16 protein-coding genes are annotated in these 15,005 nt (G+C 54.1%); 13 read left to right on the top strand and 3 right to left on the bottom strand.

The features are described from left to right. Positions 1 to 1,848: a cellulose synthase catalytic subunit gene (locus PHE17_RS05105; RefSeq protein ID WP_301014737.1), complete on the top strand. Its 1,848-nt coding sequence runs from the start codon at positions 1 to 3 to the stop codon at positions 1,846 to 1,848. After that, complete coding sequence (locus PHE17_RS05100) at positions 1,845 to 3,161, top strand: DUF3131 domain-containing protein (RefSeq protein ID WP_301014736.1); 1,317 nt, start codon at positions 1,845 to 1,847, stop codon at positions 3,159 to 3,161. Before PHE17_RS05105 ends, PHE17_RS05100 begins: the two co-directional genes overlap by 4 nt. Before the next feature lie 5 nt (positions 3,162 to 3,166). On the opposite strand, the gene PHE17_RS05095 is transcribed toward PHE17_RS05100, so the two are convergent. After that, positions 3,167 to 4,531, bottom strand: coding sequence for a sigma-54 dependent transcriptional regulator (locus PHE17_RS05095; protein WP_301014735.1), 1,365 nt, complete (start codon positions 4,529 to 4,531; stop codon positions 3,167 to 3,169). Then, positions 4,528 to 5,994, bottom strand: a complete 1,467-nt coding sequence (locus PHE17_RS05090; protein WP_301014734.1) for a HAMP domain-containing sensor histidine kinase — start codon at positions 5,992 to 5,994, stop codon at positions 4,528 to 4,530. Before PHE17_RS05090 ends, PHE17_RS05095 begins: the two co-directional genes overlap by 4 nt. 254 nt (positions 5,995 to 6,248) lie before the next feature. On the opposite strand from PHE17_RS05090, the gene PHE17_RS05085 reads away from it, so the two are divergent. From PHE17_RS05085 to dapE, 11 genes are all read left to right on the top strand, one after another. Then, on the top strand, positions 6,249 to 6,449 hold the full coding sequence (locus PHE17_RS05085; RefSeq protein ID WP_301014733.1) for a hypothetical protein: 201 nt from the start codon (positions 6,249 to 6,251) through the stop codon (positions 6,447 to 6,449). Between the two features lie 19 nt (positions 6,450 to 6,468). Further along, a complete protein-coding gene (locus PHE17_RS05080) occupies positions 6,469 to 8,229 on the top strand; it encodes a SulP family inorganic anion transporter (RefSeq protein WP_301014732.1) in 1,761 nt (586 codons plus the stop codon). 118 nt (positions 8,230 to 8,347) lie between these two features. Beyond that, positions 8,348 to 8,593: an AbrB/MazE/SpoVT family DNA-binding domain-containing protein gene (locus PHE17_RS05075; RefSeq protein WP_301014731.1), complete on the top strand. Its 246-nt coding sequence runs from the start codon at positions 8,348 to 8,350 to the stop codon at positions 8,591 to 8,593. After that, complete coding sequence (locus PHE17_RS05070) at positions 8,580 to 8,969, top strand: PIN domain-containing protein (RefSeq protein ID WP_301014730.1); 390 nt, start codon at positions 8,580 to 8,582, stop codon at positions 8,967 to 8,969. The genes PHE17_RS05075 and PHE17_RS05070 overlap by 14 nt, the downstream gene beginning before the upstream one ends. A 50-nt stretch (positions 8,970 to 9,019) precedes the next feature. Then, positions 9,020 to 10,192, top strand: coding sequence for a hypothetical protein (locus tag PHE17_RS05065; protein WP_301014729.1), 1,173 nt, complete (start codon positions 9,020 to 9,022; stop codon positions 10,190 to 10,192). Positions 10,193 to 10,201: 9 nt separating this feature from the next. Next, positions 10,202 to 10,438 carry a hypothetical protein gene (locus PHE17_RS05060; RefSeq protein ID WP_301014728.1) on the top strand — a complete coding sequence of 79 codons (237 nt, stop codon included), beginning with the start codon at positions 10,202 to 10,204 and terminating at the stop codon, positions 10,436 to 10,438. Positions 10,439 to 10,450: 12 nt separating this feature from the next. Next, positions 10,451 to 10,903: a hypothetical protein gene (locus PHE17_RS05055; protein WP_301014727.1), complete on the top strand. Its 453-nt coding sequence runs from the start codon at positions 10,451 to 10,453 to the stop codon at positions 10,901 to 10,903. Between the two features lie 18 nt (positions 10,904 to 10,921). Continuing rightward, complete coding sequence (cysG, locus tag PHE17_RS05050) at positions 10,922 to 12,352, top strand: siroheme synthase CysG (protein ID WP_301014726.1); 1,431 nt, start codon at positions 10,922 to 10,924, stop codon at positions 12,350 to 12,352. Position 12,353: 1 nt separating this feature from the next. Next, entirely contained in the window at positions 12,354 to 12,755 is a 402-nt protein-coding gene (locus tag PHE17_RS05045; protein WP_301014725.1) for a S24 family peptidase, read from the top strand. Then, positions 12,752 to 13,099 carry an ArsC family reductase gene (locus tag PHE17_RS05040; protein WP_301014724.1) on the top strand — a complete coding sequence of 116 codons (348 nt, stop codon included), beginning with the start codon at positions 12,752 to 12,754 and terminating at the stop codon, positions 13,097 to 13,099. The genes PHE17_RS05045 and PHE17_RS05040 overlap by 4 nt, the downstream gene beginning before the upstream one ends. Positions 13,100 to 13,116: 17 nt before the next feature. Further along, on the top strand, positions 13,117 to 14,256 hold the full coding sequence (gene dapE / locus PHE17_RS05035; RefSeq protein ID WP_301014723.1) for a succinyl-diaminopimelate desuccinylase: 1,140 nt from the start codon (positions 13,117 to 13,119) through the stop codon (positions 14,254 to 14,256). A gap of 15 nt (positions 14,257 to 14,271) precedes the next feature. On the opposite strand, the gene PHE17_RS05030 is transcribed toward dapE, so the two are convergent. After that, complete coding sequence (locus PHE17_RS05030; RefSeq protein WP_301014722.1) at positions 14,272 to 14,736, bottom strand: DNA-binding protein; 465 nt, start codon at positions 14,734 to 14,736, stop codon at positions 14,272 to 14,274. Positions 14,737 to 15,005 lie beyond the last annotated feature (269 nt).

Below are 15,005 nucleotides of genomic sequence, written 5' to 3'. Positions count from 1 at the left end.
ATGGGATTCTATTTCGACAAGTTTGAAGACCGCAAACCCGAACCGCCGCTGGAATACTCGCCAGTAACGGAAGGGATATGGCAATACCTCGCCATCATCGCCATGACCTTGGGCGCATGGTATTTGTGGTGGCGTTGGACAGAATCGCTTAACCCGAATGCCTTATGGTACGCAATACCGTTGGTGGTAGCGGAAACAGCGTCATACTTCGGCTTAGGGCTATTCGTGTTCAATCTGTGGAAAGTGCAAGATTACGAACAATTACCACCACCGGCAAAATTCAGCGAAGTGGTACGTCCTGATCACGCGGAAGAGCGTCCGTTGAAAGTGGATGTGTTTTTCCCCACCTACAACGAAGAAGTCGAATTGGTGCGTTTGAGTATCCGTGATGCCAAAAAGGTCACGTATCCACACCCGATTGAGCTGAAAATCTTCGTGCTGGATGATGGCAAACGCCCGGAAATGCACCAAGTGGCAGAAGAAGAAGGCGTGGGTTACATCACCCGCAACAGCAATATTGGCTTCAAAGCAGGCAACCTGCGTAATGCGATGGAACAAACCCATGGTGATTTCATCGTCATTTGTGATGCGGATACGCGCCCATTTCCCACTATTCTGGAACATACCCTAGGCTATTTCCGTGACCCGGATGTAGCGTGGGTACAAACCCCGCAGTGGTTCTTTGACCTGCCTGAAGGCAAACGCTTACCGGATGTACTCGGTAAATACCTGAAAGCCCCCGGTCGCTGGATCGGCAAAGGCGTGGAGGCGATGATCGGTGAACTCCGTGTAGGCGAAGACCCGTTCGTGAATGAGCCGAAAATGTTTTACGACATCATCCAGCGCCGCCGTAACTGGGCGAATGCCTCATTTTGCTGCGGGGCTGGTTCCATCCACCGCCGCGAAGCCGTGATGGAAGCCGCACTCAAAACCTATTCCGACACCATCGAAAAACAAGTGGGCAAACAGTCCAAACAATTGCAAAAACTGATGGGCGGGCAAGCACTGGATAGCAGCTTAGTGCAGGAAATGCGCCACCAAGTCGCGGGGGAAGAAGAATTTACCCCCTACCGTTTCCACGTTTCCGAAGATATTTACACTTCCATCGTGCTGCACTCGGATGAAGAACGCCACTGGAAATCGGTCATGCATCCGGCGGTAGAATCCAAGATGCTCTCGCCGCAAGACTTACTGAGCTGGACGGTGCAACGTTTCAAATACGCGGGCGGCACGCTGGATATAGTGCTGCATGACAACCCAATGACGCGCAAAGGCATGAGTTGGGCACAACGCTTGATGTATGGCGCAACTGCATGGTCGTACCTCGGTGGTATTTGGAACATGATCTTTCTGGGTGCACCTCTGATTTACCTGTTTAGCGGGATTGCACCAGTGAGTGCTTATACGGGTGATTTCTTTAAGCACATCCTGCCCTTCCTGATTTTCATGGAACTGGCATTCATGGTCGGGACATGGGGAATCGCAGGCTACCGCTCCAAAGCCAGCTACCTGTCGTTTTTCCCGGTCAACCTGCAAGCCATCTGGACAGTACTGAAGGGTGAAAAGATCAAATTCCCGGTGACACCCAAAGACCGGCAGGAAGGCAACTTCTTCCATCTGGTGTTGCCACAATTCGCGGTGATTGTGCTGACCGTACTGGGGATTGCGTATGCCAGCGTGCAGTTTTTCGCGTTAGGCAATCAGGATTATTCGATGGGTGGGATTTTAACCAACCTGTTCTGGGGACTGAATAACATTTTTGCATTGAGCGGCATTGTAATGGCAGCATTTTGGCAGCCGGAAGCAGAAGAAGCCCCCGCCTATAACAACAACGAGGTGACAGTATGAGTTTCAAACAAGGATTGGTTCGGGCACGCAGCCACCTGATTTTTCTGACCGGATTGGTGACTGCCTTCGGCATGGTGGGCTGGTTGGAAGGCATCAGCATGGGCAATGCCGCCACCCCGGAAACGCTGATTGAAGCCAGCGCCGACGCCAAAATTGCCCCTTCGCGCCCATTGACCGCCCAAGAAATGGCATGGGCGAAAACGGCTTGGCGTTATTTCCAGAACAACACCATCCCCGCAACCGGGCTGGTCAATTCGGTGGATAACTACAATGCCTCGACCTTGTGGGATACCGCGTCCTATTTAATGGCAGTGATTGCCGCGCAACGGTTGGGGATCATTGAGCAAGACGAATTCGACGCACGTATTTTCAAGGCGCTGGATACGCTGGCAGCCATACCGCTGTTTGAAGGCAAGTTACCGAACAAGTCCTACAACACCGTTTCCCTGCAAATGGTCGATTACACCAACCAACCGACTGAAAAAGGCATTGGTTGGTCAGCCATCGACATCGGGCGGCTGCTCGTTCCCCTCAACGTATTGACGTGGAATTACCCACAGCATACGGCTTCGGTCAAACGGGTCATGGAACACTGGAACACCAAACCGATGCTGGTCAACGGCGTGTTGCAAGGTGCGGCTGTTACTGACAAAGGCGAAACCAAATACCTTCAGGAGGGCCGATTGGGGTATGAAGAATACGCTGCCAAATCCTTCAACCTGATGGGACTGGACGTTTCCAACTCGCTGCGTTACACCGACTTCCTCAAATTCGTGAACATTAGCGGCGTTAAGGTAGCAACTGACAGCCGCAGTGCGCAGCAATACGGAGCGCATAACTACGTGGTCAGTGAGCCGTACATTCTGGATGGCGTGGAATTTGGCTGGGATCACATCTCCCAAGAACTCGCATGGCGCGTATACAAAGCACAAGAAAAGCGTTTTGAAGAAACCGGCGTCCTGACTGCCGTGTCGGAAGACAACCTCGACCAACCGCCCTACTTCGTTTACAACACTGTCTTTACCGACGGCAAAGTATGGAATGCGATCACGGAAAAAGGTGCGGACGCCAGCCAGTTCAAAACCTTGAGCACCAAAGCAGCCTTTGGCTGGCACATGCTGTACGAAACGGATTACACCAAGCAATTGCTTGCAACGGCCGCGACACTTGCTAACCCAGAGCGCGGCTGGTATTCCGGGCTGTATGAAGTCAGCGGCAAGCCCAACAAAGCGATTACCGCCAATACCAATGGCATTATTTTGGAAGCACTGGCCTACAAACAGACCGGCAAGCTGATGCGGCTGGGCAAATAGCTGTCCTATTCCTCGCCTTCCGCCAGCCCATACTTCTTGAGCTTGCGCCAGAGCGACACGCGGTCAATGCCAAGAATTTGCGCTGCCCGCGTGCGGTTGCCGTCGCAGTGTTCCAGCACGTAGCGGACGTATTCCTCCTCACGCTGCACCAAGCTCGGCAAGTCACCTTGCGCGTCCGGCAGGGTGTGGATGGCTTGTTGCGCCAAAGCTTCCGGCAATTCCGCCTCGCCCAACTCTTTGCTACGCGCCAGCGCCACGCCGCGTTCGATCAAGTTTTCCAACTCGCGGACATTGCCGGGGTAGCCGTAACCCAACAGCAAGGACATTGCGGCTGGAGCAATATTATCCACCTCACGCCCCATGCGCAGCGCGTGTTTGCGCAGGAAATAGAATGCCAGCAACGGAATGTCTTCACGCCGTTCTGCCAACAGTGGCAGGTGCAAACCAACCACATCCAAGCGGAAATACAAATCTTGGCGGAAGCGCCCAGCAGCGACTTCGGCACGCAAATCGCGGTGAGTGGCAGTAATCAGGCGTACATCCACGGGCACGGCAGTCTGCGCCCCCAAGCGTTGCACTTCGCGTTCTTGCACCACCCGTAGCAGTTTGACCTGCATTGCCAACGACATTTCGCCGATTTCGTCGAGGAATAACGTGCCACCGTTAGCCGTTTCGATCAGGCCGGGGCGGGCATCAGCCGCGCCGGTATACGCGCCCTTTTCATGCCCGAACAGTTCGTTTGCCAGCAAATCTTCCTGCAATGCGCCGCAATTAACCCCGACGAATGCTCCCTTGCGGCGTTTGCTGTGGGTGTGGATGTAACGCGCCAGCAATTCCTTGCCCGTACCACTTGCGCCGCTGATCAGCACGGTGGTGTCGGTGCTGCCGATTTGTTGCGCCGTTTCCAGTAAACGTAACATCGACGGGTTTTGCGTCACCAAGCCAGCATTGAGGTGCAAGCCACTATTGACCTGCGCCCGCAATGCGCGGTTTTCGCGTTTGAGTTGCACCAGTTGCAGGGCGTTGGCAACGATGCTGCGCACTTCGTCGAGCCGGAAAGGTTTGGCAATGTAATGGAAGGCGCCCGCTTTCATCGCTTCCACCGCCGAATCCAGCGTGCCGTGGGCAGTGATCAACACCACCGCGATGTCCGGGTCGGTTTCGATGGCGCGTTTGAGGATCGCCATGCCATCCACCCGTTCCATGCGCAAATCGGTGAGGATCACGTCAAATGTGTGGCTGTGCAAGGCTTCCAACCCACCCGTACCGCTTTCACGGGTGGTTACGTCGTAGCCGTTTTTGCGTAATGCGTAAGCCAGATTTTTGACCGCAACGGGTTCATCATCGACGACTAAGATGCGTGGGTTCATGGGTGTTTTCCTCCACAGGGCAAGCGTATCACCACGCGGGTTCCCTGCCCCAATTCGCTGGCGATGGCGATGCAACCGTCGTGTTCCTGCACAATTTCTTGCACGATATAAAGCCCCAAGCCCATGCCATGACCGGGGGAACGGGTGGTGTAAAACGGCTCGAATACACGCGGCAGCTTGTCGGGCGGAATACCGGAACCGTTGTCGCTAATGCTGATTTCGATCATTGGCTGCGAATTACGTAACTGGCAACCGAGTTCGCCGACCACCGTCGCACCGGGTGGGAATGGCGAACCCGACAGGCTGCATGAATTGGCGTGGATGTGAATGGTGAGGTTTTCCCCGCCCTCCGCCGCGTTACGCAACAGGTTGATGAACACTTGTTGCAAGCGCTGCGGGTCGGCTTGCAGGCCAAGGTCGAGCGGGATGTGGTTTTCCACCGTTACCCCGCCCTTGCGCAATTGCCCGCGTAACAGCAACAGGGTGCGTTCCATCAAATCAGCGAGGTTGATGGCTTCAAAGCGCGGTTCTTGGCGGCGACCGAAATCCAGCAAGGCGTCAACGATGCGGCGGGCGCGTTCGGTTTCGCTGTCGATGGTGCTCGCCCAATCACGCAGGGTGTCGTGGTCGGCGGTGTCGAGTTCTTCCAGCAATAATTGACAGGAAGAGGAAATGTTCGATAGCGGATTGTTGAGTTCATGGGCAACGCCGGAGACGAGGACGCCGAGGGCAGCGAGCTTTTCGGACTGGATCAGGCGGCGGCGGCGGGCTTCGAGTTCGTCCAACATGCGGTTGAAAGCGCTGCGCAAGGTGGTCATTTCAGTATTGCGGGAGGTAAGTTCCAAACGGTCAAAGCGCCCTTCAGCGATAGGATTGAGGTCTTCAATCAGGCGTTTCATCGGGGCAACGACCGAACGAGCCAGCAGGCGCCCTACCCCCAGCAACAACACCGCCAGCACCGCCACGCCGATAGCTTGCGCCCATTTTGCATTGGCAATCGCTTGTTTTAAGGACTGGCGTTCATTCACAAACAGGCTTTCAGCAATTTGCGAAGCGGCGTGGCCTTGGTCGCGGATACGGGTCTCCAGCGTACTGTCAGCGGGTATTTGCTGCCGATACTTGGACAATAAGGCGCGGTAATCTTGCAGGAGGGTATGCAATTGGCGGATTTGTGTCGGGTTGCCCACCGCTAACAATGCTTCCGGCGCATCGTCCAACCAATGCAGGGCTTGTGCTGCCAGCTTGTCGGCATCACGCCCTGCGGTGGCGTCATGGTACAGGAACAGGTTTTTTTCTTCGCGGCGCATGTCTTGAACCGTCGCTTCAAGGTTGGTCACTGTCATACCTTGCTCTACCCTGTATTCCAGAAACAGCAAATCCAAGAAGGCAAACGCCGCCAATACCGCCATCAAAACAGCGAGGGCAACGAAAGCGAGGGTAATTTTACGGTGGAGGCTGCTCATGGAATCGGGCTATTTCAGCTTGCAACAGTGCGTTTCATTTTGTAACAGCTTAGCACGGGGAAAGCAATCCCAATCAAAGCAATGACTTGGCGTAAGCAGATAAAATGCTGTTGCAGGCTGCAACATTTGGACATTCCGTCACGCTTTGGCAAAACACCATTATTACCAATTTAAACAATAGGTTAAATTCAAGGAAAATACTGGCACAGGGCTTGCATTGGAGGTTGTGAACATAACGATTATCTGGAGCAATCATGCACACCTTATCCGAAGCCCTAAAACGCATTCTCAACGGGTTAGCCATGCAATACGAAGGCGATTACCTGAGCGATGACGACAAAAAAGCCAACCTGCAACGGGTACTGGCTAAGATCGAGCAGGAAAAACGCCTGCAACCTCCACCGCCACCTGCGGTTATTTCCCCTGCCCCTCACATGACCCTTACCACCAAATAAAACAACACGGCTTAATTCAATGAATACCCAAGTAATTCCTTCTCCGTGGGGGTGGCTGTTGCCATTCCTGAACTGGCTACCCAGCGTCAATGGGCGTGACCTGCGGGCTGACCTGATCGCTGGCCTGACGGGCGCGATTGTAGTGCTGCCGCAAGGCGTGGCTTTTGCCACCATCGCCGGAATGCCACCGCAATACGGCCTGTACGCAGGCATGATCCCCGCTATCGTTGCAGCACTGTTCGGCTCTTCGCGCCATCTGGTTTCAGGGCCAACCACTGCTGCTTCGGTGGTGTTGTTTTCTGCCCTTTCCATTCACGCCACACCGGGGTCAGCGGATTATGTGACACTGGCATTAACCTTAACCTTCATGGTCGGGGTATTGGAATTGGCGTTGGGGCTAGCCCGGATGGGCGCACTGGTCAACTTTATTTCCCATTCGGTGGTAGTCGGCTTTACTGCCGGGGCTGCAATCCTGATTGCTGCCAAACAGTTGAAGCACTTTTTCGGCGTGGAAATGGACAACGGCGGGCATCTGACCGACCTGTTACTGCGTTTCAGCCAACATCTGGATGGCGTCAACCTGTATGCAGTGCTGATTGCTTCGGCAACCCTATTTTCTGGGATTGCGGCAAAAATCTGGCTGAAACGCTTGCCCTACATGGTCATCGCCATTTTGGTCGGCAGTTTATTGAGCGTGGCACTGAATGCATGGCTAGGTGTTGCTGTTACCCATATCGCCACAGTTGGGGCATTGCCAGATTCTTTCCCACCATTATCCGCACCCTCATTGACGCTGGAAAACATTAAGATGCTGGCTCCTGCGGCGTTAGCTGTGACATTGTTTGCCTTGACGGAGGCCGTTTCCATCGGGCGGGCAATGGCAACACGCGGTGGTTACAGCATCAATGGCAATCAAGAATTCATTGGGCAGGGCTTGTCCAACCTCGCTGGGGCGTTTTTTTCCGGCTACGTTTCGACTGGCTCATTCAACCGCACGGGCGTCAATTACGAAGCCGGAGCGCGAACCCCGATAGCCGCAGTACTTGCCGGGTTGTTGCTGATGTTCGTCGTGGTGTTGGTTGCACCGTATGCGGCTTACTTACCCAAAGCAGCGATGGCGGGCGTATTGTTTTTGGTATCGTGGGGGCTAATTGACTGGCACGAAATCCGGGAAATCATCCAGTTTTCCCGCCGCGAAACCGTGGTGCTGGCAGTCACCTTCTTTGGGGCACTATTCCTTGACCTTGAATTCGCCATTTTCCTCGGGGTGATGTTGTCGCTGGTGTTGTATCTGGAAAAAGTCTCGAAGCCACAGATCATAACCCGTACACCAGACAAGAACTTGCCCAACCGGGCGTTTTCCAGCGAAACCAGCCTGACCCAATGCCCGCAACTGCGTTTCCTGCGCATTGACGGCTCGCTATTCTTTGGCTCAGTCAGCCATTTGGAAGAAAAGTTTGGCAAAATACGCGCCGAATCCCCACAGCAAAAACACCTCGCCATCATCTGCGACGGTATCAATTTCGCCGACTTGCAAGGTAGCCACGCCTTATTCAAAGAGGCAGTCACCCGCCAACTGCGCGGTGGCAACTTGTACCTGATCAACGTCAAGGAAGGCTTGTGGGATGCGCTGGAAGCCTGTGAATGCTTCGACCGAGACGGGGCGCGGAATATCTTCCAGTCCAAAGCGGCGGCGATCCACGCGATTTACCAGAAGTTGGATAGGTCAACGTGTGCAACGTGTACGGCACGGATTTTTAAGGAGTGCAGTCAGGCGTAGCAGGAATGTTTTGAACTGGGATGTTCAGGATGAAAGGATGGGCAGGAAAAGCGGTACTTGCCCATTCAATTCCTACCATGCAACAATGATTCCAACTATCTTACGGAGGTAAGGAATCATGCTTGCACAACAGCACACCCTAAAAATTTCCGCCAAAGGACAAATCACCCTACCCAAGTACATCCGGCAGGCATTGGGCAGCGAGCGCATCCGCCTGATCTTGGTCAATGGGCAGGTACGCATTGAGCCAGTTAAATCGGTCGCGGGCAGCTTGCGGGACTATGTCAAGCCTAACGTGGACGTAGAGAAAGAAACCGATATGGCTTGGAGTGCCGTTATTGGGGAGCAATATGCAACTCATTGATACCAATGTCATCCTGCGGTATTTACTGGCAGACAATGAGGCACTGTACCAACGCGCTTGCACCATCCTTGAGCCGCTCCAACAGGGCGAAACCCAAGGCACGATCACCGAAGGCGTACTGATTGAGTGTGTGTATGTGCTGCTGAAAGTGTATGAAATCCCGCGCCCGCTGATTGCCGACAAACTCAGCGCAGTATTGAGTTATGCTGGCCTGTATCAACCGCAGTATGACCACTATATTCAGGCATTGGAGATTTTCGCCGCACACAATGTTGATATTGTGGATGCACTGCTGTTCACCCGCTCCCAGCAAGAAGGCAGTAGCATCCAATCATTCGATAAAGACATCCAGAAGCTGATCAAGCGGCTGGGGTAGGAAAGGCCACGACATTCGTTTAGGTCGCCTACCACAACAGGGTTATTGGCTTGCGACTCCCATCCTCCGATAATCTTGAGTCATTATCTGGGGAAATGGTACACACCTTGCAGCTTTCCAACGAAGACAACCTGCGGCTCAATGTCTTACTTGCGCAACCTTTGCAGGCAATCCGCATTAACGAGTCGACCATGACCGTCCACGCCCTGACGGAAAAAGGTGAAGCCAAGGTACGCCTCAACCCCACCACCCGCGACGAACAATACCTGCGCTGGGTACGCGAATTATTGTCGATGAAAATCACCGGCTCGCCCGGCGGCTACCCGATGTTCCTGCAACGCTGGACGCGCATGGGGCATACCCGCAATAACCTCGAACAAATGCTGTTACTGGGAGAACCCGAAGCCGTAGTCGCCGTCGTCCACGCCCCCTCGCTTTCTCACGAAATAGGCCGCCGCGCATGGTGGGCTAGCCCCAGCGCCCACAATGCCCGCCGTTTGCTGGAAAAACCGGACGTGGTAGCGGGAGCATTAGGTAAGGAACTCGCCGCTTACCTGCTCGAATTCCTCCCCTTCGAGGAAGTGCAACTCGATGTGGTCGACAGCGTGCGCCTGTGCCTGCAAGGTGAACTGATCCCGCCCGAAGAGCGTGAAAAACTCTGGAACCGCGCCAAACGCAAAAACCCGTTTTACGTCGGTTTCCTCTATGCTGATCCGGCTTATATCCCGTTACCTGCAAAACCCAACCGACACCACGCAGAAATCAGCCAACAACTGGCAGCATTGGATGCATCTAGTAACCCTTATGCCCGTGCTTTCTGCGAATTGCTCGACAGCCACGGGCAAAACTGGCTCAAAGCCCTACAATTGGCGCTGGAAAAACCCGTCGACCAAGATGTGGTGATTTCCCTATTCATTGCGATTGGCGCACACTTCGCCTTACCCTTCCCCGAATACCGGGGTGTACGCGAAATCAGCACGGCTTTGCAGCGGGCAGAGGAATATTGCAGCAACGATGCACCACCCGACCTGAAAGCGGTAGTGGATAACTTGAATGCTGCCACTTTGCCCCTATTTAAGGCCATGCTGATATTGGCACAGGTTGGGGAAGATTCCCTCATCCCGTTTTTCGGCGGCAATGATTCAGTCGGCTCGGTGATGCGCAAGCGCCTCGCCCCCATCACTGACCCCTTGCTGGCACTCGCAAAACTTTTATTGCAATAGGTAGACACCATGCCCTACTACGTCTTCAAAATTACCCAACCCAACCCGATGATCAAAAATCTGGACATGCAGCAAGCGTGCGAAACCTACAAGGAAGCCCGCGACCTATCCCGCAGCCTGCGGGCGCAACTGGAGCCGGGTGACAAAGCCATCGTTAAACTGGTATTCGCTGCCAACCAATTGGAAGCGGAAGAAAACCTGCACGAAACCCGCGAAAAACCCATCCTGATGGAATGGGAAAAGTAAGCTGCCCCACGTATGGATGAAGACCAATTCCGCGCGGTCTATCGTGAAATCAACGCCAAGCGTTGCGTGTTCGAGAAGGCCATCAACAACCGCCGCTGCGATTGCAGCCGCCAAGAACGCTTCCTGCTCGCCACGCGGGAAGGTGTTGGTTGCCGCGTGGAAACTAGCCTTGCCAACTGCACTGCCTTCCTCAATACCTTGCGCGAAAAGTCCCGTTTTGCCCTGCACGAAACCTTCATTGACGGCCCTTTACCGCACAACAAGGAATTAAAGGTGCAAGCAGGCGGCACATTAGCCCTGCAACTGCACCTGTTTCCTGCACTGGCGGGGGCAAAGGCAGTGCAAGACATCTACGATTTGGTCAACATCGGGCTGTCAAAATACGTTAACATTGCCGATTTCCCGTATGGCGAACTCGTTAAGGGTGTTGTTCACTACGAAAGCCGCCCGAAACGCGGCAAATAACCCAGTTTTAGGTGATAAATGGATCGTTTTCCTGTCTTTCTCGACCTCCACAACCGCCATTGCCTCGTAATCGGCGGTGGAAAAGTAGCCGAACGCAAGGTCGACAGCCTGCTCAAAGCGGGCGCTAGCGTGACACTGGTTGCCCCGCACATCACAGCAGAAATGGACATCACTATCAGTGGGCAGAACGTCCAACACCATGCGCGGGCATTTGAAGATGGCGACATTGAAGGCCAATTCCTCATCATTGCCGCCACCAATGACGCGAGCGTGAATGCGCATGTCGCCAGCCTTGCCAATGCCCGCAATATCCCGGTGAATGTGGTCGATGACCAATCACTGTGCAGTTTCATCGTGCCCTCCGTGGTTGACCGCTCGCCCGTGATCGTGGCGGTGTCCACCGGCGGCGCATCGCCTGTTTTGGCGCGGCAACTGCGGATGCGCTTGGAAACGATGATTTCCTCGCAATGCGGCGAACTCGCAGGCATCACCGAAGAATACCGCGACATCGTGAAAGCCCGCCTGCCCGAAGAACAGCGCAAAGGTTTCTGGGAACAAGCGCTCAAAGGCACGTTCGCCGAACTGGTTTACGCTGGACATTTGAATGATGCACGCCGCTTGCTGGAAGAAATGCTCAGCAATTACCCCAACGGACAAACCATGGGCGAAGTGTATTTGGTCGGTGCAGGCCCCGGCGACCCGGACTTACTCACTTTCAAAGCGCTGCGTCTGATGCAACAAGCCGACGTAATGGTCTATGACCGCCTCGTTTCCAAGTCGATTTTGGACATGGCAAACCAAAACGCCGAACGCATTTACGTCGGTAAAGAAAAAGCCAACCACGCCGTGCCTCAAGAGCAAATCAACGACTTGCTGGTGGAACTCGCCAAGCAAGGCAAACGTGTGTTGCGCCTCAAAGGCGGCGACCCGTTCATTTTCGGGCGTGGTGGCGAAGAAATCGAAACGCTGGCGGAAAACGGCGTGCCGTTCCAAGTCGTACCGGGCATTACTGCTGCTTCTGGCTGTTCTTCCTACGCCGGAATTCCGCTCACCCACCGCGATTATGCGCAATCTTGCACCTTCGCCACCGGGCATTTGAAAGACGGCACGATTGACCTCAACTGGGCGCAACTTTCCCAGCCGAACCAAACGGTCGTGTTCTACATGGGGCTAACGGGTATCGAAGTCATCAGCCAAAAATTGCAGGAATTTGGGCGTTCCGGCGACACCCCTGCGGCTCTGGTCGAACAAGGCACAACCCGCAACCAGCGCGTCCACATCGGCACGGTCGCCACCTTGCCGCAACTGGTGAAAGACAGCGGGGTACGCGCCCCCACCCTGACCATCGTCGGCGAAGTCGTCAACTTGCATGAAAAATTGCATTGGTATGAACCGCAACGCCACGTCATTGCCAGCGAATTCAGCCGCAACACCCCCGTGGAGGCATAAGATGTCCGAAACCCGCATCAACGTTGAAACCTTCAAGCAAAGCCTGAATGCTGCTGCCCAGCCCGACTTCAAGCACAACATGAGTTCCGAAGGCAATTGTTCCGAAAACGAACCCTATGCCCTGCAAGTCATTGACGACAGCATGGAACCGGAATTCGCCAAAGGTTGCATCATCATCATCGACCCGACCGGCATTGTGCGTGACGGCGCGTATGTATTCGCCATCGACGACAAAGACGAATACATTTTCCGCCAGTTACGCATCATCGACGGCAAATACATCCTCGTTGCTCTCAATGAAGCTTACGAAGCGATGGAAATCAGCGGCATGAACCGTATCGTCGGCGTGATTATCCAACGCGCAGGCAGACGCCGCGCTTACCACAAGTGGTACGACAAATGACAGTCATGTACGGCATCCGCAATTGCGACACGGTGAAAAAAGCCCGCGCATGGCTGGAAGAGCGCGGCATTGCTTACACCTTCCACGACTTCCGCAAAGATGGGGTAAATCCCGTTTGGCTACGAGCTTGGGTAGACGAATTCGGCTGGGAAACGCTGGTCAACCGCAAAGGCACAACTTGGCGCAAACTGCCGGAAGAAACCCGCGAACACATGGATGAAGCCATTGCACTGGTAGTGATGGAAGAGCAACCTTCCATCATCAAACGTCCGCTGCTGGATACTGGCACACGGCACATTGTTGGCTTTGCGCCGGATACTTACCGCCAGCTATTTCAAAACTAAAACAAGGATTCCCCTTGATGTCCGCTACCCTCGATCTCGCTATCGACCTGATTTCACGCCCCTCCGTCACCCCGCTGGATGAAGGTTGCCAACAATTACTGGCGGAGCGTCTTGAGCCGCTAGGTTTCGTTGCCGAACACCTGCGCTTTGATGACGTGGATAATTTATGGCTGCGGCGCGGTACTGCCTCCCCGGTGTTCTGCTTTGCCGGACATACCGATGTCGTACCAACTGGCCCGCTAGATGCATGGGATAGCCCCCCCTTCCAACCGGAAATTCGTGACGGGATGCTCTACGGGCGTGGTGCGGCGGACATGAAAGGCAGCATTGCCGCCTTCACTGTTGCCTGCGAAAATTTCGTGCGCGAACACCCCGAGCACCAAGGCTCCATCGCCTTCCTGATCACCAGCGACGAAGAAGGCCCCTCCATCAACGGCACGGTCAAAGTGGTGGAAACGCTGGAAGCACGTAATGAGAAAATCGACTGGTGTCTGGTCGGCGAACCTTCCAGCACTTGTTGCGTGGGGGACGTGGTGAAAAACGGGCGGCGCGGCTCCCTCAATGGCGTACTGACCGTGATTGGGCAGCAAGGCCATGTGGCTTACCCGCAGTTGGCAGATAACCCCATCCACCGCGCCGCGCCTGCACTGGCAGAACTGGTCAGCATTGAATGGGATCGGGGTAATGAGTTTTTCCCACCGACCAGTTTCCAAATTTCCAATATCCGGGGAGGGACGGGCGCGAATAATGTGATTCCGGGAACCATGACCGTAGAGTTCAACTTCCGCTTTTCCACCGAACAGACAGAAAACGGCTTGCGCGAACAGGTCGAGGCGATTTTCCAGCGGCATGGACTGAACTATGAATTGGTGTGGACGCTTTCGGGCAATCCATTCCTAACACCGCGCGGGGATTTGGTATCTGCGGGGGTTGCTGCCATCCAAGCAGTGAATGGGGTGGAAACGGAACTGTCAACGTCCGGGGGCACGTCAGACGGGCGCTTCATCGCACCCACCGGGGCGCAGGTTATGGAGCTGGGGCCTGTAAATAAAACCATCCACAAAATCAACGAGTGCGTTGCGGTTGATGACCTAAACGCACTCTCCATCATCTACCAAAAGATTTTAGAACGGCTACTGTTGCCAGCGTCGGGCTAAAGCCCGACCCACAGGCTACTTGAAGGTTTTGCGCGGTCGACCACGCTTGCGGCGCGTGACCTGCCCCTCTTCCAGCTCTGCATCTGCCCAGTCGACCAAACTCTTGTGAATATGGTCGGCGACAATCTGCAAGCGGTCTTCCAACGCGGCACGAAAAAATGCCTCGCGTTGCTCACTAACCCTTAAGGCTTCCTGCAATTCACGGATTTCCTCGCGTGACTTTGCATCAAGTTCTTCAAGCTGGGCACGTAGCTGATCAAGCTTGCCGCCCAATTCATCCCTTATTTTGCGCTTTTCTTCCGCAGCTTGGGCACGTACATCGGACAAAGTGCTAGATGTTGCACCTTTCGGACGACCTCTTCCACGTTTTTTCATAGAGCTATCTGGTTGCATCTCGGTCTGACCTGTATGTTTTTCATCAACGTCACTCCGGGCGACAAACGCCATACCTGCCGCTCCGGTTGCATATTCAGTTCTCATTGATACTCCCTCAACCCAAGAACAAAATTCTGTTACTTGACAACACTCAAACGTGAATATTATCTGAATAAGTTTTACACAAATCAAGACGATTCAAGAATTTTATTTATGACAAAAGTCGTTTTCTAAACATCGCTCAAATATATGACCGACGCAAACGCACCAAATCTGCCAGATTTGCCTATAAATTCACCAGATAATAAACACAACAATAATGTCAGGCGCATAGGTTACACTGCACCGTGTAACGGTTTCAAATAAAATGTGTT

The sequence above is a fragment of the Thiothrix sp. genome (assembly GCF_028714775.1).
GTDB lineage: Bacteria > Pseudomonadota > Gammaproteobacteria > Thiotrichales > Thiotrichaceae > Thiothrix.
This window is presented reverse-complemented; position numbering and strand designations above follow the sequence as displayed.